Below are 25,390 nucleotides of genomic sequence, written 5' to 3' on the forward strand. Positions count from 1 at the left end.
GTAGCGAAGCGAAGTGCAAAGCCGGGGGGCTAATGGATCGCTGCGGCGACGATGATGCAGATGCCCAGGCTCATGGCGGCCACGACCAGGCCCAGTGCCACGTTCTGCTTCTCGACGATTTCCGCCCACAGGTCATAGGGCGTGATCTTGTCGATGATCAAAAAGCAGAGCCAGAAGATCACCACGCCGATCAGCGCGTACACGAGCGATCCGAGGACCACGCCCGGTTTCAGCCATTCAAATCCCATGGGGACCTCCAGTCGTAGTAATAACAAGTGCCATCGACATGATGTGCTTCATTTGTGCCCGCCGCCGCTCGAATAGCCGCCGTACGAGCCGCCCGAGCTGCGCGAGCCGCCCGAAGAACCACCGCTGCTGCTGCAGGTGCTCAGGATGACCAGCAGGATGATGATCACCACGACGATGATGATGATCGTGCCGCAGCCCAGGCCCGATGCGGCGCTCACGGGCAGCGCGTCGCCGCGCTTGAACATGTCCTTCTTGGCGTCGAGCTTGAAGGCCGTGGCCACGACGCCGCTGTCGAGCTTGATGCCGGATGACCAGGTCAGCTCGTTGGCCGAGCGTTCCATCGACAGCAGCGCGGGGCCGCTGGCGAAGTCGCGGTTGAAGGTTTTCTGCCCGCGCTCGACCTGCCAGTAGAACTCGCCCGCGACGTAGCTGGTTTCGGCGTTGTAGGCGTACTGCTGCTGGTAGCGCTTGTTGAGGTAGGTTGCGGTGCTGCCGTTCTCGGCCATCACCGGCGCGCCGGTGGTGGGCTTGACCAGGCTCCAGCCGTCCTCGGCGTCGACCAGAAAGCTGAAGCCGCGCTTGGCGTTGTAGAGCAGGTATTCGTCCCAGCCGAACTGCTCGTCGTCGCCGGGCTCGGTGCCCATGCGGTGCTGGAAGCCGACCACCTGCCACTGCGCGCCCTGCAACTGGCCCATGGTGCCGAGCGCGATGAGCGGGCGCACGGGCTCGTCTTGTGTCGCATGCTTGAGCTCGCCGCCGATGCCTTGTGACAGGTCGATGATGCTGTTGCACGAGCCGCAGGTGATGCTCTTGCTGTCGGCCAGGTTGACGGTGACGGGCGAGCCGCAATTGGGGCAGTTGAAGCTGCGGCCCTTTTCGTCCTTGGCGGATTCGGCGCGCAGGCCGGTGAGCTGCAGGTCGTCGAGCTGCACCGAGCGGCCGAGGTACGCGGTGGGCGTCGCGGTGCCGTAGTCGATGCTGAGCACCAGCCCCTTGTCGTTGCGCAGCTCGACCATCGCGAAGGAGCGACCGAGTTCGGGCAGGTGCGGCAGCTCGCCCTGCGCGGAGGTCAGCGCCACCTGCTCGTTCGAGGTGACGGTGTAGCTCTGGCCGGCAAAGGCGCTGGTGGCGCCCACGCGCAGGTCGACCGGCGGCGGCGCGGTGCGCTGCAGATCGAAGGGCAGGGCGAAAACGTAGGCGCCGTTGTCCTCGCTCAGCACGCCGGTGCGGTCGCCGTCGAGGGCGGCAATCCACTCGGTCCAGCGGCCGCCGGGGTAGGTGTATTGCAGGCGGCCGATCAGCGTGAACGGCTTGTCCTGGATACGGCCGGCGGCGAACAGCTGCAGCGGGCTGAAGTCGTCGAACAGCTCGGCCATCTTGCCGGTGCGCGCGAGCGTGTCGCCCTGGCGCACGACGGTGCTCTGGCAGTAGGGGCAGACCGCGTGCGTCGATTGCGCCGAGCGGAATTCGACCGGCGCGCCGCAGCCGGGGCAGGGCGCGCGGTAGTAGCGTTGGTTGCCGGTTTCCTCAGCCATGGCACCACACGAAAGCGATGGCTGGGGCTGCGGCTACGGATGCAGTTGCGGGGAATGCCATGGAACCGGCTGCGCCGGGCCACGGGCATTGCCCCCTGCAAGGGGGAAGGAGAAGCGACACGAAGTGCGCGAAGCCTGGAGGTTAGACCAGCTTCTTGAGGAGGTCGGCCTTCTTGGCGTCGAACTCTTCCTGCGTGAGGATGCCCTTGGTCTTCAGTTCGCCGAGCTTCTCGAGCGTGGTCATCACATCGGCTGCACTCACCACCGCCACGGTGGGTTGCGCGGCCGCACCGGCGGCAGCCGCGGCAGCCGCTGCTGCATTGGCGTTGTTCGGGTTCAGGCCCTGCGCGAGGTTCTGCGCCATCACCTGGCCGAGCGCCACGCCGGCGCCCAGGCCCATTGCGTCGCCGGCAATGCCGCCGCCGCTGGCCGCGCCTTCGGCGAACTTGGGGATCGCCTGCGCCGTCTGGTACTGCATGAACTTGCCCATGTCGTTGCCGACCATGCCCATGCCGATCTTCTGGTCGAGGATCTTCTGCAGCTCTTCGGGCAGCGAGACGTTCTGGACCGTGATGTTCTCGAGCTTGATGCCGATCTTCTCGAACTCGGGCACGAGCTGCGCGGCAAGCGCCTGCGCAAACTGGATCTGGTTGGCCGCCAGGTCGAGGAAAGGCACGCCGCTGGAGGCGATGGCGTTGCTGATGTTCTGCAGCACCAGGCCACGCAACTGGCCGTCGAGGTCGGCCACGCTGTAGATGTCGCGCGTGCCCGAGATTTCGGTGTGGAACAGCTTGGCATCGCCGATGCGGAAGCTGTAGTTGCCGAAGGCCCGCAGGCGCACGGCGCCGAAGTCCTTGTCGCGAATGGTGATTGGCTGGGGCGTGCCCCACTTCTGGTCGACCTGCTGGCGCGTGCTGAAGAAATAGACGTCGCTCTTGAAGGGAGACTCGAACAGCTTGTCCCAGTTCTTGAGGTACGTGAGCACGGGCAGCGTCTGCGTCGTGAGCTTGTACATGCCGGGGCCGAACACATCGGCCACCTTGCCTTCGTTGACGAACACGGCCACCTGCGATTCGCGAACGGTGAGCGAGCCGCCGTTCTGGATTTCCATGTCCGCCATCGGGAAGCGCCAGGCCAGCGTGCCATCGCCGGTCTCGGTCCACTGGATGATGTCGATGAACTGTTTCTTGATGAAATCCATCAGGGCCATGGTTGCTCCTCTTCAGGTTTTTTCCGAACTGTGCATATTGCCACATCGACTTGACGGCGCGCAGTGCGATTGGTCATGCCTTGCTCGGCCATGCGTCGTAGGCCGTCACAAGCCGAGGTCTACAATCGGCGCCCCCAGAAGAAGCGCCACCAGGAGCTACGGCACATGTCAGATTCGAATCCATCGACCTCATCGACTCCCACGCCCGAAGACAAGCGCGCAGAGCTGCGCCGTGCCGCCCTCGAGTACCACGAGTTTCCCGTTCCCGGCAAGATCGCCATTGCGGCGACCAAGCAGATGGTCAACCAGCGCGACCTGTCGCTGGCGTACTCGCCCGGCGTGGCCGCGCCCTGCGAGGAAATCGTCAAGGACCCGGCCAACGCTTTCAAGTACACGTCGCGCGGCAACCTCGTCGGCGTGATCTCCAACGGCACCGCCGTGCTCGGCCTGGGCGACATCGGCCCGCTGGCTTCCAAGCCGGTGATGGAAGGCAAGGGCGTTCTCTTCAAGAAGTTCGCCGGTGTCGACGTGTTCGACATCGAGATCGACGAGAAGGACCCGGCCAAGCTGGTCGAGATCATTGCCTCGCTGGAGCCGACCTTCGGCGCCATCAACCTCGAAGACATCAAGGCACCCGATTGCTTCTACGTCGAGCGCGAGCTGCGCAAGCGCATGAAGATCCCGGTGTTCCACGACGACCAGCACGGCACGGCCATCACGGTGGCGGCGGCCATGGTCAACGGCCTGAAGGTGGCGGGCAAGAACATCGCCGAAGTGAAGCTGGTCACCTCGGGCGCGGGCGCCGCGGCGCTGGCCTGCCTGAACCTGCTGCTCAAGGTGGGCCTGAAGCGCGAGAACGTGTTCGTCACCGACCTGGCCGGCGTGGTCTACGAAGGCCGCGAAGAGCTGATGGACGACGACAAGCGCCAGTACATGCAAAAGACCGACCTGCGCAAGCTGGCGGAAGTGATCGTGGGTGCCGACGTGTTCCTGGGCCTGTCGGCCGGCGGCGTGCTCAAGCCCGAGATGGTGGCCAAGATGGCGGCCAAGCCGGTGATCTTCGCGCTGGCCAACCCGAACCCCGAGATCGCGCCCGAAGACGCCCATGCGGTGCGCAACGACGTGATCATGGCCACGGGCCGCACCGACTACCCGAACCAGGTCAACAACGTCCTGTGCTTCCCGTACATCTTCCGTGGCGCGCTCGACTGCGGCGCGACCACGATCACCGACGAGATGGAAATCGCCGCGGTGCACGCCATTGCCGATCTGGCGCAGGCCGAGCAGAGCGAGCGCGTGGCTGCTGCCTACGTCGGTGAAAAGCTGTCCTTCGGGCCCGAGTACCTGATTCCGAAGCCTTTCGATCCGCGCCTGATGATGAAGATCGCGCCGGCCGTGGCCAAGGCCGCCGAGGAAAGCGGCGTGGCGATGCGTCCGATCAAGGACATGGACGCCTACCGCGACAAGCTGCAGAACTTCGTCTATGCCTCGGGCACGACGATGAAGCCGATCTTCGAAGCCGCCCGGCGCGCCGCCAAGAAGCGCGTGGCGTACTGTGAAGGCGAAGAAGAGCGCGTGCTGCGCGCCGCGCAGATCGTGGTCGACGAAGGCATCGCGCGCCCGACGCTGATCGGCCGCCCGGCCGTCATCGCCCAACGCATCGAGAAGTTCGGCCTGCGCCTGAAGGAAGAGCTGGACTACGACATCGTCAATGTCGAGCAGGACCACCGCTACCGCGACTTCTGGCAGACCTACCACCGCATGACCGAGCGCAAGGGCCAGACGGTGCAGACCGCCAAGATCGAGATGCGCCGCCGCCTCACGCTGATCGGCGCGATGCTGCTGCACAAGGACGAGGTCGACGGCATGATCTGCGGCACCTGGGGCACCACGCTGATCCACCTGCACTACATCGACCAGGTGATCGGCAAGCGCCCGGGCGGCTGCGAAAGCACGCCGCAGGACGTGCCGGTGTACGCCTGCATGAACGGCCTGCTGCTGCCCGATCGCCAGGTGTTCCTGGTCGACACGCACGTCAACTACGACCCCTCGCCCGAGGAACTGGCCGAGATCACGACGATGGCGGCCGAGGAAATGATGCGCTTCGGCCTCAAGCCGAAGGCGGCGCTGCTGTCGCATTCCAACTTCGGCACCAGCAACGAGCCCAGCGCCATCAAGATGCGCAAGACGCTCGACCTGCTGCGCGTTCAGGCGCCCTGGCTCGAAGTCGACGGCGAAATGCACGGCGACGTGGCGCTGGACAGCAAGCAGCGCGCGGTCGTCATGCCGCACAGCGCGCTGGCGGGCGATGCCAACCTGTTGGTATTTCCGAACATCGACGCGGCCAATATTTCGTACAACCTGCTCAAGACGGCGGCAGGCGGCAACATCGCGATCGGCCCGGTTCTGCTGGGTGCGGCCAAACCTGTGCACATTCTCACGGCCAGCGCGACTGTTCGGCGCATCGTGAACATGACAGCCTTGACAGTGGCTGACGCAAACGCCGAGAGATAGGCCATTTGGCGAGAGTGGCCGCCAACTTAAATTGCCACTCGATAGCCCCGCGACTGCTCAAACTTTGAGCAGTCGCTTGCTATTTTCTCCAGCGTGGTGCACACTCGCGGGCTTGAATTTGCGGGTTAACCCCGAGGTTGATCGCTGATTCGGACCCCCCGCTCTTTTCTTGTGGTGCCCCCATGGCGGCTTACGCCTCGATCACGTCCTCTGTCACAAAGTTTGCGCTCACCGGCCTGATGCTGGCAGCGTTGACGACCGGGGCCGAGGCCCGCGGATGGTTCGGCGCCGGAAAAACGTCCACCGAGGAATCGATTGCACTGACCGACCTGCCAGTGCAGGGCCAGCGAACCTACCAGGCCATCCTCAACGGCGGCCCCTTCCGGTACGACAAGGACGGCACGGTATTTGGCAATCGCGAGCGTCTCCTGCCATCGGCACGGCGCGGCCACTACCGCGAGTACACGGTGACGACACCGGGCTCGCGCAATCGTGGTGCACAACGAATAGTCTGCGGTGGTGAACAACGCACGACGCCCGAGGCCTGCTGGTACACGGCAGACCACTATGCGAGTTTCAGACGGATTGCGCCATGAGCGATGACAACGACCTGAGCGGCGCCCCGAAGCGCCCCGAAGAAATGATGATGACTATGGAAAGACCAGCGGAGATGACTTTATCCCTTCGTGCCGTACGCCCGAACATCGTGCAATCGATCCGCGCCTTCCGCGTGAACGACCTGCAGGACGCTGCCAACGCGGCCGGCCAGCACTTCCTGTATGCCAACCTGGGCAACGCCCAGACCAAGCAGGACGTGCTCGACCTGATCGCCCAGCAGTTCACCTTCCCGGCGCACTTCGGCAAGAACTTCGACGCGCTGTACGACTGCATGACCGATCCGTTGCATAAATCGGGCCCGCAGCCAGGTTTTGTCATCGTGCTCGAGCAGATCCCCGCCAACGCCAAGTTCGACAAGGAAGCGCGCGAGCAACTGCTCGACATCTTCCGCGACGCCTCGGATTACTGGGGTGACCGCAAGGTCCCCTTCCGGTGCTTCTATTCTTTTCTGTAGCCCGTTCTGCATCTACCAGCCAAGCAGAACGGGCGAACGAGGCTCAGCCAAATGCTGAAACCCTCGACGGCATCGAAGTCAACACCACCACCACGGCCGTCGCCAGCACCGAGCCGGCCGGCGAAAAAATGCCGACCGACAAACTGGTCGATGTTTCGCCCCTGGCCTTGCGCATGAGCAGCCCGTTCAATGCGGGTTACTGGCTCGCAGCAGCGTAAGTAACAACGGGCTTTTGCCCTTGTAGAAAAGCCCGTCGTCGACGGGCTTTTTTCATGGGGGAACGGCCTGGGCCAATGCAACGTATTCGGCCACCGGCACCTCTTCGGCCCGGCGCTGAGCATCGAACGTGCCGGCGAAGCCGTGTTCTTCCAGCCACCTGCCCAGCGTGTGCCGCATGATCTTGCGGCGCTGGCTGAAGGCGACCTGCACGATCTCGCCGAGCCGCGCGGCATCGACCGCCGGCGGCTGCGCCAGCGGCACCATCCGCACCACGGCGCTGTCGACGCGCGGCGGCGGATCGAAGCTCTCCGGCGGCACGAACAGCACGTTGGCCATGTCGTAACGCCACTGCAGCATCACGCTCAGGCGGCTGTAGTCCGAGGTGGCGGGCCTGGCCACCATGCGGTCGATCACTTCCTTTTGCAGCATGAAGTGCTGGTCGGCGACCAGATGGGCGGAGCCCAGCAGGTGGAACAGGATGGGCGTGGAGATGTTGTAGGGCAGGTTGCCCACAACGCGCAGGGGCTTCCCCGGGAACCGGCCGGCCAGCTCGGCAAAGTCCACCTTCAGCACATCGGATTCGATGACGTCGAGTTGCGGATGCTCGCGCAGGCGCTTGGCCAGGTCGCGGTCGAGCTCGATGACCGTGAGGCGGCCGAGCCGCTCGACCAGCGGCTGCGTCAGCGCCGCGAGCCCAGGGCCGATCTCGACCATCGCGTCGCCGGGCTGCGGCGCGATCTCGTGCACGATCGCGTCGATGATCCCGCCGTCGGACAGGAAATGCTGCCCGAATCGCTTTCTGGCGATGTGTGCCATCGAATCAGGACTGCGGCGGTTCGCGGTACTCGACGTAGGCGCGGGCGCGCACTTCCTGCACCCAGGTGTTGAAGGCTTCGTCGACACGCTGTTCGCGCAGCGCCGCCCGCGCGGCTTCACGCTGCTCGGTTTGGGTCAGCTTGGAATCGCGACGGCCGATCACCTGGATCAGGTGCACGCCGAAGCGCGACACCACGGGGTCGCTGATCTGGCCCGGCGAGAGCCGGTCCATGGCTTCCTCGAACTCGGGCACGAACTGGCCCGGCTGCGACCAGCCGAGGTCGCCACCGTCCTTGGCGCTTCCATCCTGCGAGTTGTCGCGGGCCAAACCGGCGAAGTCGGCCCCGGCCTGCACACGGCGCTTGAGTTCGGCAAGCTGCGCCACCGCCTGCGCCGTGGTGCGCTTGGGATCGTTGAGCAGCAGGATGTGGCGCACTTGCGTCTGGGTGACGGTCGCGTCCGCCGCGCCGAGCTGGGCCTTGGCCAAGACCTTGAGCACATGGAAGCCGGCGCTCGAGCGGACGGGCCCGGCAATGCCGTTCACCGCCGTCGACTGCGTGGCCTCGACAAACAGCGGCGGATAGCGGTCGGCGCTGCGCATGCCGATCGCGCCGCCATTGGCCCGGTCGGGCGAATCCGAGTTCTCGCGCACCAGCTTGGCAAAGTCCTCGCCGGAGCGGGCGCGCTGCGTGAGGTCCTGCGCCTTTTTCTGCGCGGCGGCCACCTGCGCGTCGGTGGCGTTCTCGGGCACGGCAACAAGCACCTGCGCGAGGTTGAGATTTTCCAACGCCGCGTTCTTGACGGTGACATTGCGCTGGTCGCGCAGGTACTCGTCGGCCTCGGCATCGCTGATCTTGACCTTCGACTCGACCTCGCGATCGCGCAGGCGCGTGAGCAGCAACTGGTCGCGCAGGTCGCGGCGGAAGTTCACCAGTGCGATGCCTTCGGCGGCCACGCGGCGGTGCAGCTCGGTCAGGCTGATCTCGTTCTGGCGGGCCACGGTCTGCTCGGCCTGGTCGATCGCCACCTCGTCGACCTTGATGCCGTTTTCCTTGGCCAGCTGCAGCTGGGCGCGCTCGGAAATCAGGCGCTCCAGCACGAGCCGCGTGAGTTCGCCGCGCGGCACGCGCGCGGCTTCGGCGTTTTCCTTGATCAGGCGATCCACCCGCATCAGCACGTCGGTGTTGGTGATCGGCTCGGAATTGACCAGCGCGACGATGAATTCAGCGGAGCGCTGCACCGGCGGCGAAGCAGGTGCGTTGGCCGCGGGGCGCGCTGCGGGCGGGCCGAGGCGCGGGCCGGCGCGCATGATGTCCGTGATGCCGCTGCCAGAGCGAAAGCCCTGTGCACCCGACGTTGCAGCCATTGCTGCGAGGCAGCCCAGGGTGATGATGGAACGGATGTGTTTCATGGCTTAGCTCAGTCTGTCGTCAGTCGTAATTGGTGAAGCGGCTCGGTGCTTCGCCAGGTTGGCGCAAGGGTTGGTAGCGCTGGATGTTTTGCCGCAAGGCCTGCATCGGGCTCGACCCGATGCTGGAGAAGCCGACAAATTCGAGCTGGAACATGAGGCGGGTGTTGGGTTTCACCTGCCCGGTCGTGATGCGTTGCAGCACCACGCGGCCGATCCAGCAGCAGCCGTCGTACTCGAAACCGAGCACACCGTCCGTGAGTCCCTTGGCCTGCAGGTCGTAGTTCAGGCGGCCCACGGCGTACCAGCGTCCACCGCCCTGGCCCTTGCCCGGACCGAGGTTCTTGCCCTTGTCGCCCCACAGGTCGTTGACCGGCCATTGCCAGCCCACGTCGATCGACTTGCTGCCGTCGGTCGCGGTCGGCGTACTCGGCGCCTGGTAGCGGAAGGCGGCGCTGAGGTTGTGGTACGGCTCGGGGTTGTAGCGCGCGCTGATGGCCGAACGCGTCGACCTTCGCGTGTCGGGGTTGTACTGGAGCAGGGTGTCCAGGCTCCATTTGGGTGTCCAGTTGACCTGGGCGCCGAGCAGCAGGTCGCTGGTGCGATCGGTGACAGGCGCCACGCCAGGCAGCGTGACCTTCTGGTCGGAGAAGCGGAACCGCTGGGCGATGCCGAAGCGCACGGCTTCGACGCCGGTGCCAGGGTCGATCAGGCGCGAGGTCACGCCGAGCGTGAGCGCGTTGGTGTCCGAGATGCGGTCGTTGCCCGAGAACGCGTTCTCGGTATAGATGGTTGCAAAGCTGAAGTCGTTGGCCGCCGTGTCGTAGTTCGGCAGCATGCTCTGGTCGCGGTACGGCGTGTAGACGTAGTACGCACGCGGCTCCAGCGTCTGGCGGAAGGCGCGGCCGAAGTAGCTGGCGTCACGCTCGAAGATCAGGCCGCTGTCGAGGCTGAAGGTCGGCACGGTGCTGGTGCTCGACGTGCCGATGAGCACCGGCGAATTCGCGGTGTAGGGAATGCCGTTGACGTAGGTGATGCCGTTGAGCGTCAACTTCGGAATATTCGCCTGCGGCACGAAGTAGTTGTACGCGGCCGACTGCACCTGCAGCTTCGGGATCACGAACGAACTCGGCGTGATGAATGGCCGGCTGATCGAGCCCTGCACGAAGGCGCGGTCACCGTCAGGCTGCGACTGCTGGTTGGCATCGAAGCCGTTCTGCCCGAACAGGATGCGTGGCGCGCTGAAGTGCGTGTAGTCCGCGGTGAACGCAACGTCGAAGCCGTGCCAGTCGTACTTCCTGTAGTTGGCGGTGACCTGCGGCAGGCGGTCGTACGAAGGCACGATCGGCGACAGCGAGTACTGCAGCGTCTGGTAGGCCAGCGTACGCACGCTGCCGGTCCAGTCGCCCTTGCCCCAGTTGAGCGAGGCGTCGTTGGGCAACTGGCGCACTGCGACCGACGGCGTGCGCGTGAAGTCGCGCCAGTAGTCGTTGTCGCTGACCCGGTTGATGTTGACGGTGGCCGACAGTGAATCGAGGCCCAGCGCCTTGGCATCGAAATCCTGGTGATGGTTGAGCCAGAGGCCCCAGCGCTTGTTGCTGGTGGGTGGCTGGCCGATCGAACTGGCCGTGGCCGTTCCATTGAGCACCTGCTGCAAGCTCTCGTTGTAGCGCTGGCCCACCAGGCGGTCGCTGCCCATCAGGTCCAGGCGGATGGAGCCGCCGTAGTCCTTCTCGAGGTAGCGGAACTCGTTGCTGAAATTGATGCCGCGCTTGGTCATCAACGTCGGCGTGAACGTGGCGTCGCGGTTGGGCGCGATGTTCCAGTAATACGGCTGCGCGATCTCGATGCCGTTGGTGTTGTCGATGCCGACCGTGGGCGGCAGCAGGCCGCTCTTGCGCTCGTTCGACAGCGGGAAGCTCACGCTCGGAAGCGCCGGCGTCGAGATGCCCATGAAGCTCAGCCGGGCATTCTTGGCCACACCCTCGTTTTCCTGGGTATCGGTCGTGATCGAGTTCGCGGTCAGCAGCCAGGCCGGCATCCAGCCGGGGAAATCTTCGCGGCGGCAGGTGGTGTAGGTGGCCTGCCGGGCTATCGACACATTGGAATCGACGAAATCGATGCGTTGCGCTTCGCCGTGCGCGTCGTTCGCCAGGAAGTGATAGCGCACGTTGTTGAAGAAGCCCTCGAAGGTCTCGAGCTTGAGTTGCAACTCCGGCCCTTCGTACACGTTGCCGCCCTGGTTGACCCGCACGTTGCCCGTGGCCTTGGCACGGTCGTCGGGCTGGTAGTACTCGAGGCGGTCCGCGGTGATGGCAAGGGCGCCGCGCCGCAGCGTGGCATTGCCTTCGACCACGGTTTCCAGATCGGGCCGGCCCGACATGCGGTCGCCGCTGAGCAGGCTGGGCAACTGGCCGCGCTCTGCGGGGGGCAGGATTTCCGTCAGCAGCGGTGTGCGCTTCAGCGTGAGCGGGCCGTCGAGGCCGCCGCCTGCGGATTGAGCGAACGCGCCATGCGCATGCAGCAGCGCCAGCGACAGCACGGCCAGTGGCAGCGGCGGGCTGGCGCGCCGCGAGGCAACACGTCGGCTCATCAAGCCCTCCGCCTCGCCGATCCGGGGAAAGCCGGCGACTCTCCCGGGGAGAGCAGCGAGCGCACAAGGTGCCAAGCGTCAGGGCATTGGGTCGTAGGCATCGGTTCGGAACGAAGGGTATCGTCGGGGGAGACGGCGCGGCAGGCCGGCGGGTTGCGGGGGCCGGCAGCAACCCGTCCCGGCCGGAAGCCGGCCCAAGGGGGTTGCCGCGCCAGGCGGATTTGTAGAATCGATTATCCATGACAGCACCCCTGCCCCCGACCTCATTGCCCCCAGGCACCGCCGAGACCATTCTCTGGACAGATCCGCAGCGGGCCGAAGTGTTCCGGGGCTGGCTGACCGGCATCGCCGGCGCCCATCACCTGCTGCCGGGCACGGTCCGCCTGGCCTCGGTCGACGCCAGCTTCCGCCGCTACTTCCGCCTCGACACTACCGATGCCGCAGCCCCCACGCGCATCGTGATGGACGCCCCGCCCGACAAGGAGAACAGCGACCCCTTCGTGCAGGTGGCAAAGCTCATGGCCGACGCCGGCGTGCTCGCTCCCACGGTGCTCGAATGGGACCGGGTCAACGGCTTTCTGCTGCTCGACGACCTGGGCCACCAGACCATGCTGGACGCGCTCGATCCGGCCCGCCCGGACGCCAGCCGCCCGCTCTACGACCAGGCGATCGACGCGCTGATCCGCTGGCAACTGAGCTCCCAGCCCGGCGTGCTGCCCCCCTACGACAGGGCCCTGCTCGAACGCGAACTGGCCCTTTTCCCCGAGTGGTACATCACTCGCCATCGCGGCATCGCCGTCGAGGGCAAGCTCAAGGAGCGGCTGGAGCGCAGCTTCAAGCTGATCGTCGACAGCAACCTGGCTTCGCCCAGCGTCTACGTGCACCGCGACTTCATGCCGCGCAACCTGATGACCGGCAACAGCACGGCGCTCGGCGTGCTCGACTTCCAGGACGCGGTCTACGGCCCGATCACCTACGACATCGCCAGCCTGATGCGCGATGCCTTCCTGAGCTGGGACGAAGAGTTCGTGCTCGACATCACCATCCGCTACTGGGTGGCCGCCCGCAAGGCCGGCCTGCCGGTCGACGAAGACTTCGGCGCCTTCTACCGCGCGGTCGAATGGATGGGCCTGCAGCGCCACCTGAAGGTCGCCGGCATCTTCGCGCGCCTCACGCTGCGCGACGGCAAGCCCCGTTATCTGGCTGACACGCCACGCTTCATCGCCTACATCCGCGCCACCGCGGGCCGCTACATGGAACTGACGCCGCTGGTGCGCGTGATCGACGAAATCGAGGGCACTTCGGCGCTCACCGGCTTCGCCTACGGCCGTGTCTGAAGGAAAGCTGAAAAGCTAAGGGCCTGTGACGGCCATACAACGGTCGTTCCTCGCTCCTTATTTCATAGCATGCCCCGTTTTCACTGTTCCATCCCGCTGACCGCCGGCGCCAGCCTGGCCTTGCCGCCCGGTGCCGCGCGCCACGTGCAGGTACTGCGGATGCAGCCCGGCGACGCGCTCACCCTGTTCGATGGCGCGGGCGGCGAGTACGCGGCCACGGTCGAGCGCATGGGGCGCAGCGATGTCTCGGTGATGGTCGGCGCCCATCTGGCGATGGAGCGCGAGGCGCCGCGCGCCGTGCACCTCGCGGTCGGCATGCCGGCCAACGAGCGCATGGACTGGCTGGTCGAGAAGGCCACCGAGCTGGGCGTGGCGAGCATCCAGCCGCTGGCCACCGCCCACGGCGTGCTGCGCCTGTCGGGCGAGCGCGCCGAGAAGAAGCGGGCGCACTGGGAAGCCATCGCGGTCGCGGCCTGCGAGCAGTGCGGCCGCAACCGCGTGCCGGTGATCCATCCGGTGCGCTCGTTCTCGGGTGCTTCGGGCTGGATCGATGCGCAAGGCGCCAACACCGAGGCCGTGCGCCTCATCCTGAGCCTTGCCGAAGGCACACGCCGGATCGCCGACATCGCGCCGAACGCCCACGGCGTGCTCGTGCTGAGCGGCCCCGAAGGCGGCCTGAGCGGCAGCGAGGAGCAGGAGGCCATCGCCCGTGGCTTTGCTCCGGTCACGCTCGGCTCGCGTGTGTTGCGCGCCGAAACCGCCGCCTTGGCCGCACTGGTGTCGCTCGCCGGACTCTAGGCAGAGCGAGGCGAAAGGGTGAGTGTTTTCCGCGACGCGCTTGCGGAACACCTGGGAAACAATCGTTACCCGGTTAATACAAAAGAAGGACTTTTGCCCATGCCCCGCTTGCCCAGCGCGCTGCGCCTTGCCCCTCTCGTTCTTGCCGCCTTGTGCGCGGTGCAGGGCGTCCACGCCCAGAGTCCGGCCGTCGCCCCCACGCCCGCGCAGGTCAGCCCCGAAGTCGACAAGGCGTTCACCCAGCTCATGGCCGCGCCCACCATCCAGAAGCTGCTGGACGCGGTCAAGGCCGACCATGAGCGCTCGGTCGACGACCTGAAGATGCTCACCGAGATCGAGGCACCGCCCTTCAAGGAGCACAAGCGCGCCGAGGCATTCCTCGCCCGCATGAAGGCGCTCGGCCTGACCCAAGCGAAGATCGACGCCGAAGGCAACGTGATCGGCTTGCGCAAAGGCACCGGCCACGGGCCGAAACTGCTGATCTCGGCCCACCTCGACACCGTGTTCCCCGCCGGCACCGACGTGAAGGTGAAAGAGCGCGACGGCCGGCTGTACGCACCCGGCATTGCCGACGACACGCGCGGGCTCGCCGTGCTTCTTTCGTGGATCAAGGTGCTGAACGACAACAAGATCCAGACCGTGGGCGACCTGATGATCGTCGGCAACGTCGGCGAGGAAGAGCTGGGCAACCTGCGCGGCATGAAGGCGATCTTTAGAGACCATCTCGACATCGACGGCATGGTCGGGCTGGAGCCGTCCCCGCCGGGCAGCGTGCTGGTCCTCGGCACCGCGAGCCATCGCTACGAGGTCACGTTCCAGGGCCCGGGCGGCCACAGCTTCGGTGCCTTCGGCCAGGTACCGAGCGCCATCCACGGCATGGGCCGCGCCATCGCGAAGATCGCCGACATCCGCACGCCGAGTTTTCCGAAGACCACCTTCACCGTCGGCACCGTGAGCGGCGGCACGTCCGTCAACACCATCGCGCCCGACGCCCGCATGGCCATCGACATCCGTTCGGACGACATGGCCTCGCTGCTGGAAACCGAAAAGAAGATCCTCACCGCCATCGACGAAGCCGTGGCCGAAGAGAACAAGCGCTGGAACGTCACGACGCTGAGCGCCAGCACCAAGCTGATCGGCGACCGGCCCGGCGGCCGCACACCGCCCGATTCGGTCATCGTGGAAGCGGCGACCCGCTCGAACGCCGCCTTCGGCCACAAGACCCTGCTGCGCGGCGGCAGCACCGACGCCAACGTGCCGATCTCGCTGGGCATCCCGGCCATCATCGTGGGCGGTGGCGGCAAGGCCTCCGGCTTTCACGCGCTGAGCGAATCGATCGACGTGACAGATGCATGGAAAGGCGCGCAGAATTCGCTGGTCACCGTGCTGGGCTTGGTGGGTGTGCAAGGGGTCAACTCTCCATTGCTTCCCAAACGGACTGCGCGCACCAAGTAATTTGTCACGATGCAAGTTTGGAAGTGGATGCACCACTTTCTACTTACGGTCCGCGGCACCGCAAAATGCCAGCGGTTCTGTCACACACCAAGGAAACGGCCATGGGATTGCTCGATTCGGTACTCGGTCAAGTGCTAGGGGGCGCTGCACAACAGCAGCAGCCGCAAGGCGGAGGCCTCGGGGGGCTGGGCGATCTCGGCGGCCTGGCCGGCGCGCTGGGCGGCCTGCTCGCCAACAACGGAAGTCAGGGCGGCCTGGGAGGGCTGGTCTCGAAATTCGAGCAGGCCGGCCTGGGCAGCGTGGTCAGCTCGTGGATCGGCAAGGGGGAAAACCAGCCGGTGTCGGGCGATCAACTGCAAAGCGCGCTGGGCAGCGACACCATCGCCGCCATCGCGTCCAAGCTGGGCGTCAATGCGCAAACGCTGCTGCCGATGCTCGCCACCATGCTGCCGTCGCTCATCGACCAGCTCACGCCGCATGGCAAGGTGCCCGATCAAGGCCTGGGCAACCATGAAGACCTGCTGGGTTCGCTCAGCGGTTTGCTGCAAGGCAAGCAGCCCTGAAACAGGGCGGCCTTTCGTCAAGAATTCCGGCGCCCGCGAGGGCGCTTTTTTTTGCCCGCCTTCGACCGCTTCGCGGGCTTGCGTTGGCCGACAATCCCGCACGCAACAATTCCGGGGGACGGCATGGCAGGGGCTCGCAAGTCGAAGGGGGACGACGGTCTGCAGGCGCAGCCTGACGGCACGGTCCGGTGGTCCAAGGCCATGCGCGAAGCGCTGGCACAGTTCAAGGACCCTCCCTGCCGCAACTGTGGCGGCACGCTCTCGGCTGAACGCAGCCTGGCCGACAGCCTGGATTTCTTCCGGCGCCATCACCTCTCATCCTGGCAGCGACGCGAGGCGCGACTGCGCATGCTCGAGCTGCACGGGCTCGACGCGGTGGAGCTGTTCCTTCTCGACCCCGCGCCGCGCAAGGACGCCGTTGCCGACCTGCTCGCCATCCACGATGCCGCAGTCGTCCGCTTCCTCGTCACCCAGGTCAAGCACCTCGACTGCAAGAACGCCCTGATCAAGCAGGCGGCGCGCTGGCCGCTGTTCGTGCTGCGCGAACTGCTGTCCACCAACCCGGCGCGCCACCAGGCCGGTGCCGCGCTGGTGCTGGAACTGCTGGCCGCCAACCCTGAATGGCAGGCACCGCTGGAGGCCGCCTGCGACGCCGCCCAGCGCAAGACGCTCGAGCGCCTGCAGGAAGACAGCTCGGAAGGATTGGCCGATGCCGCGCCGCAAGAGTGGCCCGCCTTCCTGCGCCATCCACCGTGGAAGAACCGGCAGGCGCTGCCGACCATTCCAACGCTGGCATTGGCCCCGCGATGCGAGCCCGCGACGCTGCACTGGGACGACCTCGCCGTCCCGTCGCACGTTCCGCAGGACCAGACGGTCTCCGACTGGTTGCAGCGCGAAGTCACGTCCCGACGCGAAGATTCCGGCCAGCGGATGGCGGACTTCGCACGCAACGGGTCCGCCGCGCCGGCGCACGCCCAGGCATGGGACACCCCCCGCCAGGCCTTGTGGCTGATGGGCCTGCGGCCGGAGTCGATCGAGCCGGTGATGACCGGCCGCCGCATCGAACCGGAAGACTTCACGACACCGCCGCCGGGCACGTGGGGCCACGCCGACTTCCTCTGGCAACTGCCGTCCCCCATGGCCATTGCGGTGTTCGAGCAGATGCCGCAAGAGACTCACTACATGGGCGATGCCATGCGCATCCGCCCCGTGCTCCATCACTTCGGCACCGCCGCGCTGCCGGGCCTGCAGCGCTACCTGAAGCAGGGCGCGCGCGCGATGTTCGAGCTGGTCTCGGTCATCGAATGGGACCAGCTTGCCCACTGGGTCGCGAAGGGCTTTCACACCAACCGCTGGGTCCGGCGTGAAGCGGGCGAATGGCTGAGCCGCTACCCGGAGGCGGCCTCACGCGGCCTCATCCCCGCCGCGCTCGGCGAGCCCGGTGCGCCACGCGATGCCGCCCAGTCCGCGTTGCGCTGGTTGCAGGGCGCCGGCCATGCCGAAAAGGTTCACGCACAGGCCGAGGCCTACGGCCCGGAAGCCGCGAGCGCCATCACGCAGCTGCTGTCCACCGCCCCCGAGGACGTGCTGCCCGAGAGCCTGCCCACCGTGCCCAAGGCCTTGCCGCTGGCAACGCTGCCTCGCCTCGTTCTGAAAGACAGCGGCCACGCACTGCCGCAGACTGCCGTGCCCGACGTGCTGATGGCCATGATGCTGAGCAAATCCGATGCGCCGTACCCCGGCCTGAGCTCGCTGCTCGCCGCGCTGACACCCGACTCCTTCGCGCGCTTCGGCCGCGCATTGCTGGCTTGGTGGATCGGCAACGGCCGACCGAGCAAGGAACGCTGGGCCTTCGCGCTGCAGGGCCGCTTCGGCGACGACGAAACCGCACGCCAGTTGTTCGGCCTGCTGCGCCAGTGGCGCGCCGCGCTCGACCGCGTGCGGGCCTACGACGCGCTTGAGATGCTGGGCGAGATCGGCACCGACGCCGCCCTCATGCACCTGAGCGAACTGGCCCGCCAAACGCGCTACGACGACCTGCGCAGCCGCGCCGACCGCATGCTGGTCGAAGTGGCCGAGCAGCGCGGCCTCAGCCTGGAGCAACTGGCCGACCGCACCGTGCCCGACCTCGGCCTCGACGCGCGCGCCCGCCTGTCGCTGGACTTCGGCCCGCGCAGCTTCGAGGTACGCATGGACGACAACTTCCAGCCCGTGCTGCGCGACAGCGCCGGCAAGCTGCTCAAGGCGCTGCCCAAGCCGAACGCCAGCGACGACGCAGGCAAGGCCGCCGCCGCGACCACGCAGCTCAAGGAACTGCGCAAGCTCGCCAAGACCGTCGCCAGCGCGCAGCTCAAGCGACTCGAAGCCGCCATGTGCGAGCAGCGCCGCTGGGCGGTCGACGAGTTCGTTCCCTTCTTCGCCAACCATCCGGTGCTGCGCGTCTTCAGCCGGCCGCTGGTCTGGGGCTTGTTCGATGCGCAGGACCAACTGGCAGCCGCCTTCCGCGTCAGCGCGGAGGGCGAGCTGACCGACCTGCAGGACGACGCCTTCGCACTGCCCGAAGACGGGCACGTGGGCATCCCGCATCCGCTGGAAATCGCGGCGCTCGACCCCGCGCTGGCCGGCGCATGGGCGTTGGTGCTGGCCGACTACGAACTGGTGCAACCCTTCGAGCAGTTGATGCGCGAGACCTTCACGCTCGACGAAGCGCAGCGCGCGCGCCGGGCGCTCGACCACTGGGCCGGCCGCTCCGTATCGAACGCCGGCCTGCTCGGCCTGGAAACACGCGGCTGGCAGCGCGAGGTGGGCGACGGCGGCATGGTCAACAGCTTCAACAAGCCGCTGCCCGGCGGGCATTGGATCTGCCTGCAGCTCGAAGAAGGCTGGTTCGTGCAGGACAGCCCGGACGGCAAGGAACTGCAGACCGTGAGCAACGTGATGCTCGACAGCGCGGAAGCCACCCTGGACGAACTCACGCCGATCATGCTCAGCGAAATCGAGCGCGACCTGAACCGCGTGATCCGGGCTGCCACGCCATGAACCGCAACCTCTGGCTGCTGGCCATCTGCCAGGGCCTGCTCCTGACCAACAACGTCACCTTCATCGCGATCAACGGGCTGGTCGGCCTGGGCATCGCGCCGCACGGCTGGATGGCGACGCTGCCGGTGATGGGTTATGTGGTGGGCGGCGCGCTCAGCACCGGGCTGGTGGCGCGCACGCAGCAGCGCTTCGGACGGCGTGGCTCGTTCCAGATCGGGTTGGCGGTGGCGGTGGCATCGGCACTGGTGTGCGCCTACGCCGCGGTGTCGAAGAACTTCTGGCTGCTGTGCTTCGCCACCGTGGTCGCGGGCTACTACAACGCCAACGCCGGGCTCTACCGCTTCGCCGCTGCCGAGCTTGCGGCGCCGGCATGGCGCGAGAAAGCCGTCTCGATGGTGATGGCGGGCGGCCTCATCGGCGCGGTGGCGGGGCCCAACCTGGCAACCGTCACGCGCAACGTCTTCCCGGTGCCGTTCGCGGGCGCGTACATCGCGTTGGCCGCGGTGGCGCTGCTGTCGATGGCGGTGATGCACTTCATCGAATTTCCCGCCTCGCTGATGCGCAAGGAAGCGGCGGGCGGACGGCCGCTGCGCGAGATCATGCGGCAGCCGGTGTTCATCGTGGCCGCTGCATCGGGCGCGCTGGGCTATGGCGTGATGAACCTGCTGATGGCGGCCACGCCCATTGCCATGCAGATCTGCAGCCTGCCTTTTTCAGATGCCGCGCTGGTGCTCGAATGGCATGTGATCGGCATGTTCGCGCCGGGCTTCTTCACCGGCCACCTGATCCGCCGTTTCGGCGCGCTGCCGGTGATGGGCGTGGGGCTGGCGCTCAACCTCGGATGCATCGCAGTCGCGCTCTCGGGCGTCGAGCTGCATCACTTCATCGTGGCGCTGTGCCTGCTGGGCGTGGGCTGGAATTTTCTGTTCACCGGCAGCACGACCCTGTCGCTCACGGCCTATACGCCCGAGGAGCGCGACCGGGCGCAGGGCGCGCTCAACTTCTGCGTGTTCGCCACGTTGGCGTTGACCTCGTTCGCCTCGGGCGTGCTGGTCACGACACAGGGCTGGCAGTTGCTGAACTTCGGCTCGCTGGTGCCGGTGGCGCTGACGGGCATCGCGCTGGTCTGGCTGGCGCGCAAACGGCGAATCGCCGCTGCGGCCGCGATCTGACAGTTGCCGTTCAGGCCGGCGGAAAGCGTCGGTCGAGCCAGTGCCGCAAAGCCCCGAACACGGGTGCGGCCTCCAGCTCGTTGAAGAGCTCGTGGTACAGCGACGGGAAGCAATGCGCCTCGACCATGCCGCTGGGCGCGGCTGCCGCAGCGAACGCTCGGCTTGCGGCGGGCATCACGAGGCGGTCGTCGCCCGCGTAGAGAAGCAGGGTCGGCACAGGCCAGTTGGCAGCGTGCTGCTGCACCGACGCCCCTTCGTAGGCAAGGAAGCGCGCGAGCCGGCTGCCGACGCGGTCGTGCGTGAGCGGATCGTCGCGGTAGGCCTGCACCACGGCCGGATCGTGCGAGAGGTAGTTGTCGTCGAGCCCGTTGCCCACGCGCAGGTTCGGCGCGATGCGCGGCAGCACCGCGAGCAGCGCCTTCTGGAAGCCGCTCAGGCCCGGATCGAGCCCCGGCGACGACAGCACCAGCCCGTCGACCGCCCGCACACCGCGCGCCACCAGGCTCGCCGCGACCAGACCGCCGAGGCTGTGGCCCAGCAGCACCAGCGGCAGCCCGGGGTTTTCGCGGCGCGCGTCGTCGATCACCAGCGCGAGGTCGTCGACCAGCCGCAGCTCGCTCGGCAGGCCACCGCGCGCGCCGGTCGATTCGCCGTGGCCATGGTGGTCGTGCGCCCAGACGGCAAAGCCCCACTCGTGCAGGTCTTCGGCAAGCGCGTGATAGCGGCCGGCATGCTCGCCGAGCCCATGCACCACGACCACCACCGCGCGCGGCTCGCCGGGGGCCGGCAGGCGGCGCAGCGCCAGCGTTTCGCCGTCCGGTGTGGACAGCGACACGCGATGCGGCAAGGGCAGGGCGCTCAAGCCGCCACGGGCTCCGCGGCGGCGGCGCGATGCGCGGCCGGAAGTGCGGAGATCACCTCGGCCACGGCGGCGGTCAGCTTCTTGGCATAGGGCACGTGCAGGAACTCGTTCGGGCCGTGCGCGTTGCTCTTGGGGCCGAGCACGCCGCAGACCATCATCTGCGCCTTGGGGAAGCCCGCGCTGAGCATGTTCATCAGCGGGATCGTGCCGCCCTGGCCGATGTAGCCGCAGGACGCGCCGAAGTGCGCCCGCGAAGCCTTGTTGAGCGCATCCTCGAACCACGGCGTGATGGTCGGAGCGTTCCAGCCGGTGGCGCCGCCGTTGCTCTCGAAGGTGACGCGGGCCTGGTAGGGCGCGTTGTCTTCGAGCAGGGCCTTGAGCTTTTGCACCGTCTCGCCCGCGTCGACCAGCGGCGGCAGGCGCAGCGAGAGCTTGAACGCGGTGTATGGACGCAGCACGTTGCCCGCGTCCTTCAGCGCCGGAAAGCCTTCGGCGCCGGTCACCGACAGCGTGGGCTTCCAGGTGCGGTTGAGCAGCGCCTCGACCGGGTCGGTGGTGGTCGGCAGCGCGAACATGGTCGAGCCGCCGCAGTCGTAGTGCGCCCACGGGAAGCGCTTGTAGACCTCTTCACCGAGGATCGCGGCCGTGGCCTTGGCTTGCGCCAGACGGTCGGCCGGCACCTCGCAGTGGAAGCTCGCGGGCAGCAGGCGCCCGGTGGCGCTGTCTTCGAGGCGGTCGAGCACCTGCCGCATGATGCGGAAGCTCGACGGCACGAGGCCCGAGGCATCGCCCGAGTGGATGCCTTCGGTCAGAACCTCGACCTTGAGCGTGCCGCTGGCCATGCCGCGCAGCGAGGTCGTGAGCCACAGCTGGTCGTAGTTGCCGGCACCGGAATCCAGGCAGATCACCAGCTCGACATCGCCCAGGCGCGGACGCAGCGCGTCGACATACGGCAGCAGGTCGTAGGAGCCGCTTTCCTCGCAGGTCTCGATCAGGCCGACGATGCGCGGATGCGCCACGCCCTGAGCCTTGAGCGCCTGCAGCGCAGCAACGCTGGCGTACACCGCATAGCCGTCGTCGGCACCGCCACGGCCGTAGAGCAGGCCGTTCTCGTACTTGGGCGTCCAGGGGCCGAGGTCGTTGCGCCAGCCGGTGAATTCGGGTTGCTTGTCGAGGTGGCCGTACATCAGCACGGTCTCGGTCATGTCGGTGCCGGTGGCCGGCACTTCGAAGAACAGCACCGGCGTGCGGCCTTCCAGGCGCACGATCTCCAGCTTCAGCCCCTCGACCTTCTGCGCCTCGACCCAGGCGGCGGCGTTGCGCAGCACGGTCTCCAGGTAGCCGTTGGCGGCCCAGTCCTTGTCGAAGCCGGGCGACTTGGAGGGAATGGCGATGTAGTCGGTGAGTTGCCTGACGATGTCGCCGTCCCATTGGGCGGTGACGTCGGAGAGGGCGCGCGCGGCGTCGAGCGTGCCGGCGGGCATTTCGCGGTGCAGGGGGGCGTTCATCGGGGGGTCTCCGCAGGGTGTCGAAAAAACGCATTTTGCGCCTTGGAACGAGCGCGCGTAGAGTGCGGGCGATCTCAACCCGGAGTGCAATGTGAGCAAGACTGCATCGACTCGGATCAAGGCAGATATCAAGGTAGGCATCGGCGGCTGGACCTACGAGCCCTGGCGCGACAACTTCTATCCCAAGGGGCTCGCGCATGCGAAGGAGTTGAACTACGCCAGCCGCAAGGTGAGCGCCATCGAGATCAACGGCACCTACTACAGCACCTTCAAGCCCGAGCACTTCAGGAAGTGGCACGACGACACGCCGGCGGACTTCATGTTCTCGCTCAAGGCCTCGCGCTTTGCGACCAACCGCAAGCTGCTGTCGGGCGCGGGCGATTCGATCAAGCGCTTCATCGAGAGCGGCGTGGTCGAGCTGGGCGACAAGCTGGGGCCGATCGTGTGGCAGTTCATGCCGACCAAGCAGTTCGATGCGGAAGACTTCGAGGCCTTTCTCGAGCTGCTGCCCAGGAAGGAAGGCAGCCGCACGCTGCGCCACGTGATGGACGTGCGGCACGAGAGCTTCATCGTGCCGGCCTACAAGGCGCTCGCGAAGAAGCACAAGGTGTCGACGGTGTTCACCGATGCCGACAAGTTTCCGTCCTTCGAGGAGCCCGAAGGCGACTTCGCCTATGCACGGCTCATGATGGCCGACGCGAAGCTCAAGACCGGCTACGGGCCGAAGGCGCTCGACACCTGGGCCGAGCGCGCGCAGGGATGGGCCGGATCGGCAACGAAGAAGCGCGACGTGTTCGTCTACTTTATCAATGGCGCCAAGGAAAGGGCACCGGCCGCGGCCGGTGCCTTGCTGGAGCGCCTGGGATGGACGCCGCCGCCGGCCTGAAGCCGGACGGCGCGCAATCCGGAGACCGCGTTAGGCCTTGGCGCCGAAGCTGATTTCGCCCGAGAGCTGGCCGCCTTCTTCGATCACGATCTTGCCGTAGCGGATCTTGCCGGTGACCTTGCCGGTCGAGTGAATGACGAGCTTCTCGCGCACGGTGAGGTTGCCGTCGAACACGCCGCGGATTTCGGCGATGTCGATCTCGGCCGAGCCCTTGAACTCGCCTTGCTCGGCGATCTGCATCAGGCGCGAGTCCATGGTCGCTTCGACCAAGCCTTCGACCACGAGGGTGTCGCAATCGGTGATCTCGACGCCCTTGAGCTTGATGTTCGGGCCGACGGTGAGCTTGCTGCCGCCTTCCTTGGCAGCGGGTGCTGCCGCGGCAGCAGTGGTGCCGAGTCCGCCTTGTTGTGCGGTCAGCGATGAAGGATTGACGGGGGTACCGGAGAGATTGGTGCCCGAACCAACCAGCGGGGCGGGGCGGGATGTCAACGAGTCGGTGTCACGATCACGCTTGCCGAAAAAGGGGGACTGTGTAGCCAAAGGGGAGCTCCTCAAGAAAGGGACTATCGTAAGAACGCACTCATGGCCTGCGGCACTTCATTGCGCAATAAGCGTAACCGAATAAGTCGCTCCCGCGCATGACAATGGCCGCTCACGCGACCCAGGCCCTGCAAAGATGACAAGCCCGACCACCGACTCCGCTGGCGCTGCACGCGCCATCTCGTCCACCACCGACGCCCGCTTCGACAAGCCCGCCAGCGGATGGCGGCGCACGCTGTTCACGGTGATCTTCGAGGCCGACACGCGGGCCGGGCTGCTGTTCGACCTGGCGCTGATCGCGGTGATCGTGACCAGCGTGCTGGTGGTCATCCTGGACAGCGTGCAGTCGATCCGCGAGCAATGGCGCCCTGTGTTCAATGCGCTCGAATGGGTGTTCACCATCCTCTTCACGCTCGAATACATCGCGCGGCTGTCGTGCGTGAACAAGCCGCTGCGCTATGCGCTGAGCTTCTATGGCGTGATCGACCTGCTCGCGCTGCTGCCCACCTTCCTGGTGGCGCTGGCGCCCGAGCTGGCCTACCTGATCGACGTGCGCATCCTGCGGCTGCTGCGCGTGTTCCGCATCTTCAAGCTCTCGCGCTACTCGGTGGAGTACCGCGCGCTGGTGCTGGCGGTGGCATCGAGCCGCCGGAAGATCACCGTGTTCGTCGGCTTCGTGATGCTGGTGGTGCTGGTGATGGGCACGCTGATGTACGTGGTCGAAGGCCCGACGCATGGCTTCACCAGCATTCCGGTGGCGATCTACTGGGCCATCTCGACCATGGCCACGGTGGGCTTCGGCGACCTCGTGCCCAAGACCGACCTGGGCCGCGCGATCGCCTCGGTGATGATGCTGCTGGGCTGGGGCGTGCTGGCCGTGCCCACCGGCATCGTGACCGCCGAGATGGCGCGGCGCGGGTCCGACGACGATGCGACGCCGGTGGCGTCGCGCGGCGTGCTGGCGATGACGCCACCGCCTGCCGCCGTACCCGTACCTGCGCGACGAGTTACGCCTGCGGCCAGACGACGCGCCCTTGCGCAGCATCGTCGAGGCGGGCGATGAAGGCATCGGCGTCGGGCGCGGGGAGCGTGAAGGCGAAGTGCACGTCGTCGCCGTGCTGCACTTCGTCGAGCACTGCGCCCACCGCGGCGAGTTCGCGCCGCAGCAGTCCTTCGAGCGCATAGGGCACCGCGCACCGCAGGCTGCGCTGCCGCACCAACGGCACGAGCGTGGCGCCGAGCAGGGCCTGCGCGATGGCGTCGGTGTAGGCCCGCACGAGGCCGCCCGCGCCGAGCTTCACGCCGCCGAAGTAGCGCACCACAGTGGCGAGCGAACCTTCGATCTCCTGATGGCGCAGCACTTCCAGCATGGGACGGCCGGCCGTGCCGCCGGGTTCGCCGTCATCGTTGGCTGCGGATTGACCGCCGGCCATCAGCGCCCAGCACACATGCGCGGCCGCAGGATGCTCGGCGCGCAGCGAGGCAACCACGGCCAGCGCAGCGGCCCGGTCGGCCACCGGTTGCACGCAGCCGATGAAGCGGCTCTTCTTGATGACCAGCTCGCTGTGAACCGGCTGCGCCAGCGTGAAGCTCATCCGGTGTAGCGCTCGTCGC

The 25,390-nt window shown here is 66.8% G+C and carries 22 protein-coding genes; 12 read left to right on the top strand and 10 right to left on the bottom strand.

Annotated elements, in window-relative coordinates; all coding sequences use genetic code 11:
• Positions 1 to 29: 29 nt before the first annotated feature.
• From ACSFB7_RS15600 to ACSFB7_RS15610, 3 genes are all read right to left on the bottom strand, one after another.
• A complete protein-coding gene (locus ACSFB7_RS15600; protein ID WP_187113003.1) occupies positions 30 to 248 on the bottom strand; it encodes a DUF350 domain-containing protein in 219 nt (72 codons plus the stop codon).
• A 48-nt stretch (positions 249 to 296) separates the two neighbouring features.
• The gene (locus tag ACSFB7_RS15605; protein ID WP_435471570.1) at positions 297 to 1,784 is read right to left on the bottom strand and encodes a DUF4178 domain-containing protein; all 1,488 of its coding nucleotides are present in this window, start codon (positions 1,782 to 1,784) and stop codon (positions 297 to 299) included.
• A 142-nt stretch (positions 1,785 to 1,926) separates the two neighbouring features.
• Entirely contained in the window at positions 1,927 to 2,994 is a 1,068-nt protein-coding gene (locus ACSFB7_RS15610; RefSeq protein WP_435471572.1) for an SPFH domain-containing protein, read from the bottom strand.
• Between the two features lie 165 nt (positions 2,995 to 3,159).
• On the opposite strand from ACSFB7_RS15610, the gene ACSFB7_RS15615 reads away from it, so the two are divergent.
• From ACSFB7_RS15615 to ACSFB7_RS15630, 4 genes are all read left to right on the top strand, one after another.
• Positions 3,160 to 5,508, top strand: a complete 2,349-nt coding sequence (locus tag ACSFB7_RS15615; RefSeq protein ID WP_435471574.1) for an NADP-dependent malic enzyme — start codon at positions 3,160 to 3,162, stop codon at positions 5,506 to 5,508.
• A gap of 182 nt (positions 5,509 to 5,690) precedes the next feature.
• A complete protein-coding gene (locus ACSFB7_RS15620) occupies positions 5,691 to 6,104 on the top strand; it encodes a guanyl-specific ribonuclease (RefSeq protein WP_187113007.1) in 414 nt (137 codons plus the stop codon).
• Positions 6,105 to 6,154: 50 nt separating this feature from the next.
• Positions 6,155 to 6,580, top strand: a complete 426-nt coding sequence (locus ACSFB7_RS15625) for a barstar family protein (protein WP_086011111.1) — start codon at positions 6,155 to 6,157, stop codon at positions 6,578 to 6,580.
• The gene (locus ACSFB7_RS15630; protein WP_435471576.1) at positions 6,559 to 6,798 is read left to right on the top strand and encodes a hypothetical protein; all 240 of its coding nucleotides are present in this window, start codon (positions 6,559 to 6,561) and stop codon (positions 6,796 to 6,798) included. Before ACSFB7_RS15625 ends, ACSFB7_RS15630 begins: the two co-directional genes overlap by 22 nt.
• A 52-nt stretch (positions 6,799 to 6,850) precedes the next feature.
• Here ACSFB7_RS15630 and rsmA read toward each other — a convergent pair whose 3' ends face one another.
• Genes rsmA through ACSFB7_RS15645 form a run of 3 tightly spaced genes read right to left on the bottom strand, consistent with a single transcriptional unit; the run spans position 6,851 to position 11,616 of the window.
• Positions 6,851 to 7,615, bottom strand: coding sequence for a 16S rRNA (adenine(1518)-N(6)/adenine(1519)-N(6))-dimethyltransferase RsmA (gene rsmA / locus ACSFB7_RS15635; protein WP_435471578.1), 765 nt, complete (start codon positions 7,613 to 7,615; stop codon positions 6,851 to 6,853).
• 4 nt (positions 7,616 to 7,619) lie between these two features.
• Positions 7,620 to 9,026 (bottom strand): peptidylprolyl isomerase, encoded by a 1,407-nt coding sequence (locus ACSFB7_RS15640; protein ID WP_435471580.1) that lies wholly within the window; start codon positions 9,024 to 9,026, stop codon positions 7,620 to 7,622.
• Between the two features lie 19 nt (positions 9,027 to 9,045).
• Positions 9,046 to 11,616: an LPS-assembly protein LptD gene (locus tag ACSFB7_RS15645; RefSeq protein WP_435471582.1), complete on the bottom strand. Its 2,571-nt coding sequence runs from the start codon at positions 11,614 to 11,616 to the stop codon at positions 9,046 to 9,048.
• Positions 11,617 to 11,855: 239 nt separating this feature from the next.
• On the opposite strand from ACSFB7_RS15645, the gene ACSFB7_RS15650 reads away from it, so the two are divergent.
• From ACSFB7_RS15650 to ACSFB7_RS15675, 6 genes are all read left to right on the top strand, one after another.
• Positions 11,856 to 12,953 (top strand): aminoglycoside phosphotransferase family protein, encoded by a 1,098-nt coding sequence (locus ACSFB7_RS15650; protein WP_435471584.1) that lies wholly within the window; start codon positions 11,856 to 11,858, stop codon positions 12,951 to 12,953.
• Between the two features lie 69 nt (positions 12,954 to 13,022).
• On the top strand, positions 13,023 to 13,751 hold the full coding sequence (locus tag ACSFB7_RS15655; protein ID WP_435471586.1) for a 16S rRNA (uracil(1498)-N(3))-methyltransferase: 729 nt from the start codon (positions 13,023 to 13,025) through the stop codon (positions 13,749 to 13,751).
• A gap of 99 nt (positions 13,752 to 13,850) precedes the next feature.
• A complete protein-coding gene (locus tag ACSFB7_RS15660) occupies positions 13,851 to 15,206 on the top strand; it encodes a M20/M25/M40 family metallo-hydrolase (protein ID WP_435471588.1) in 1,356 nt (451 codons plus the stop codon).
• A 101-nt stretch (positions 15,207 to 15,307) separates the two neighbouring features.
• The gene (locus tag ACSFB7_RS15665; RefSeq protein ID WP_435471590.1) at positions 15,308 to 15,769 is read left to right on the top strand and encodes a YidB family protein; all 462 of its coding nucleotides are present in this window, start codon (positions 15,308 to 15,310) and stop codon (positions 15,767 to 15,769) included.
• Positions 15,770 to 15,892: 123 nt separating this feature from the next.
• Positions 15,893 to 18,808: a DUF4132 domain-containing protein gene (locus tag ACSFB7_RS15670; RefSeq protein ID WP_435471592.1), complete on the top strand. Its 2,916-nt coding sequence runs from the start codon at positions 15,893 to 15,895 to the stop codon at positions 18,806 to 18,808.
• On the top strand, positions 18,805 to 19,980 hold the full coding sequence (locus ACSFB7_RS15675) for an MFS transporter (RefSeq protein WP_435471594.1): 1,176 nt from the start codon (positions 18,805 to 18,807) through the stop codon (positions 19,978 to 19,980). Before ACSFB7_RS15670 ends, ACSFB7_RS15675 begins: the two co-directional genes overlap by 4 nt.
• 10 nt (positions 19,981 to 19,990) lie before the next feature.
• Here ACSFB7_RS15675 and ACSFB7_RS15680 read toward each other — a convergent pair whose 3' ends face one another.
• Together ACSFB7_RS15680 and ACSFB7_RS15685 are read right to left on the bottom strand one after the other, a co-directional pair.
• Positions 19,991 to 20,842, bottom strand: a complete 852-nt coding sequence (locus tag ACSFB7_RS15680; RefSeq protein ID WP_435471596.1) for an alpha/beta hydrolase — start codon at positions 20,840 to 20,842, stop codon at positions 19,991 to 19,993.
• Positions 20,839 to 22,350, bottom strand: coding sequence for a M20 family metallopeptidase (locus tag ACSFB7_RS15685; RefSeq protein ID WP_435471598.1), 1,512 nt, complete (start codon positions 22,348 to 22,350; stop codon positions 20,839 to 20,841). Before ACSFB7_RS15685 ends, ACSFB7_RS15680 begins: the two co-directional genes overlap by 4 nt.
• 91 nt (positions 22,351 to 22,441) lie before the next feature.
• On the opposite strand from ACSFB7_RS15685, the gene ACSFB7_RS15690 reads away from it, so the two are divergent.
• Positions 22,442 to 23,236: a DUF72 domain-containing protein gene (locus ACSFB7_RS15690; protein WP_435471600.1), complete on the top strand. Its 795-nt coding sequence runs from the start codon at positions 22,442 to 22,444 to the stop codon at positions 23,234 to 23,236.
• A 30-nt stretch (positions 23,237 to 23,266) separates the two neighbouring features.
• Here the strand turns inward: ACSFB7_RS15690 and ACSFB7_RS15695 are convergent, their stop codons facing one another.
• Positions 23,267 to 23,776, bottom strand: a complete 510-nt coding sequence (locus ACSFB7_RS15695) for a bactofilin family protein (RefSeq protein WP_435471601.1) — start codon at positions 23,774 to 23,776, stop codon at positions 23,267 to 23,269.
• A gap of 136 nt (positions 23,777 to 23,912) precedes the next feature.
• On the opposite strand from ACSFB7_RS15695, the gene ACSFB7_RS15700 reads away from it, so the two are divergent.
• Positions 23,913 to 24,839, top strand: coding sequence for an ion transporter (locus tag ACSFB7_RS15700; protein WP_435471603.1), 927 nt, complete (start codon positions 23,913 to 23,915; stop codon positions 24,837 to 24,839).
• Here the strand turns inward: ACSFB7_RS15700 and ACSFB7_RS15705 are convergent.
• The gene (locus ACSFB7_RS15705; protein WP_435471605.1) at positions 24,784 to 25,371 is read right to left on the bottom strand and encodes an IMPACT family protein; all 588 of its coding nucleotides are present in this window, start codon (positions 25,369 to 25,371) and stop codon (positions 24,784 to 24,786) included. The genes ACSFB7_RS15700 and ACSFB7_RS15705 overlap by 56 nt on opposite strands.
• Between the last annotated feature and the right edge of the window lie 19 nt (positions 25,372 to 25,390).

The sequence above is a fragment of the Variovorax raffinosi genome (genome assembly GCF_051216615.1).
GTDB lineage: Bacteria > Pseudomonadota > Gammaproteobacteria > Burkholderiales > Burkholderiaceae_C > Variovorax.

What these genes read in the sequence shown, in the direction of transcription:
- rsmA (WP_435471578.1), bottom strand. Translation starts at nt 7,615, where the DNA reads ATGGCACACATCGCCAGAAAGCGATTCGGGCAGCATTTCCTGTCCGAC.
- ACSFB7_RS15660 (WP_435471588.1), top strand. Translation starts at nt 13,851, where the DNA reads ATGCCCCGCTTGCCCAGCGCGCTGCGCCTTGCCCCTCTCGTTCTTGCC.
- ACSFB7_RS15665 (WP_435471590.1), top strand. Translation starts at nt 15,308, where the DNA reads ATGGGATTGCTCGATTCGGTACTCGGTCAAGTGCTAGGGGGCGCTGCA.
- ACSFB7_RS15615 (WP_435471574.1), top strand. Translation starts at nt 3,160, where the DNA reads ATGTCAGATTCGAATCCATCGACCTCATCGACTCCCACGCCCGAAGAC.
- ACSFB7_RS15675 (WP_435471594.1), top strand. Translation starts at nt 18,805, where the DNA reads ATGAACCGCAACCTCTGGCTGCTGGCCATCTGCCAGGGCCTGCTCCTG.
- ACSFB7_RS15655 (WP_435471586.1), top strand. Translation starts at nt 13,023, where the DNA reads ATGCCCCGTTTTCACTGTTCCATCCCGCTGACCGCCGGCGCCAGCCTG.
- ACSFB7_RS15640 (WP_435471580.1), bottom strand. Translation starts at nt 9,026, where the DNA reads ATGAAACACATCCGTTCCATCATCACCCTGGGCTGCCTCGCAGCAATG.
- ACSFB7_RS15600 (WP_187113003.1), bottom strand. Translation starts at nt 248, where the DNA reads ATGGGATTTGAATGGCTGAAACCGGGCGTGGTCCTCGGATCGCTCGTG.
- ACSFB7_RS15610 (WP_435471572.1), bottom strand. Translation starts at nt 2,994, where the DNA reads ATGGCCCTGATGGATTTCATCAAGAAACAGTTCATCGACATCATCCAG.
- ACSFB7_RS15685 (WP_435471598.1), bottom strand. Translation starts at nt 22,350, where the DNA reads ATGAACGCCCCCCTGCACCGCGAAATGCCCGCCGGCACGCTCGACGCC.
- ACSFB7_RS15650 (WP_435471584.1), top strand. Translation starts at nt 11,856, where the DNA reads ATGACAGCACCCCTGCCCCCGACCTCATTGCCCCCAGGCACCGCCGAG.
- ACSFB7_RS15670 (WP_435471592.1), top strand. Translation starts at nt 15,893, where the DNA reads ATGGCAGGGGCTCGCAAGTCGAAGGGGGACGACGGTCTGCAGGCGCAG.
- ACSFB7_RS15625 (WP_086011111.1), top strand. Translation starts at nt 6,155, where the DNA reads ATGACTATGGAAAGACCAGCGGAGATGACTTTATCCCTTCGTGCCGTA.
- ACSFB7_RS15620 (WP_187113007.1), top strand. Translation starts at nt 5,691, where the DNA reads ATGGCGGCTTACGCCTCGATCACGTCCTCTGTCACAAAGTTTGCGCTC.
- ACSFB7_RS15705 (WP_435471605.1), bottom strand. Translation starts at nt 25,371, where the DNA reads ATGAGCTTCACGCTGGCGCAGCCGGTTCACAGCGAGCTGGTCATCAAG.
- ACSFB7_RS15605 (WP_435471570.1), bottom strand. Translation starts at nt 1,784, where the DNA reads ATGGCTGAGGAAACCGGCAACCAACGCTACTACCGCGCGCCCTGCCCC.
- ACSFB7_RS15645 (WP_435471582.1), bottom strand. Translation starts at nt 11,616, where the DNA reads ATGAGCCGACGTGTTGCCTCGCGGCGCGCCAGCCCGCCGCTGCCACTG.
- ACSFB7_RS15700 (WP_435471603.1), top strand. Translation starts at nt 23,913, where the DNA reads ATGACAAGCCCGACCACCGACTCCGCTGGCGCTGCACGCGCCATCTCG.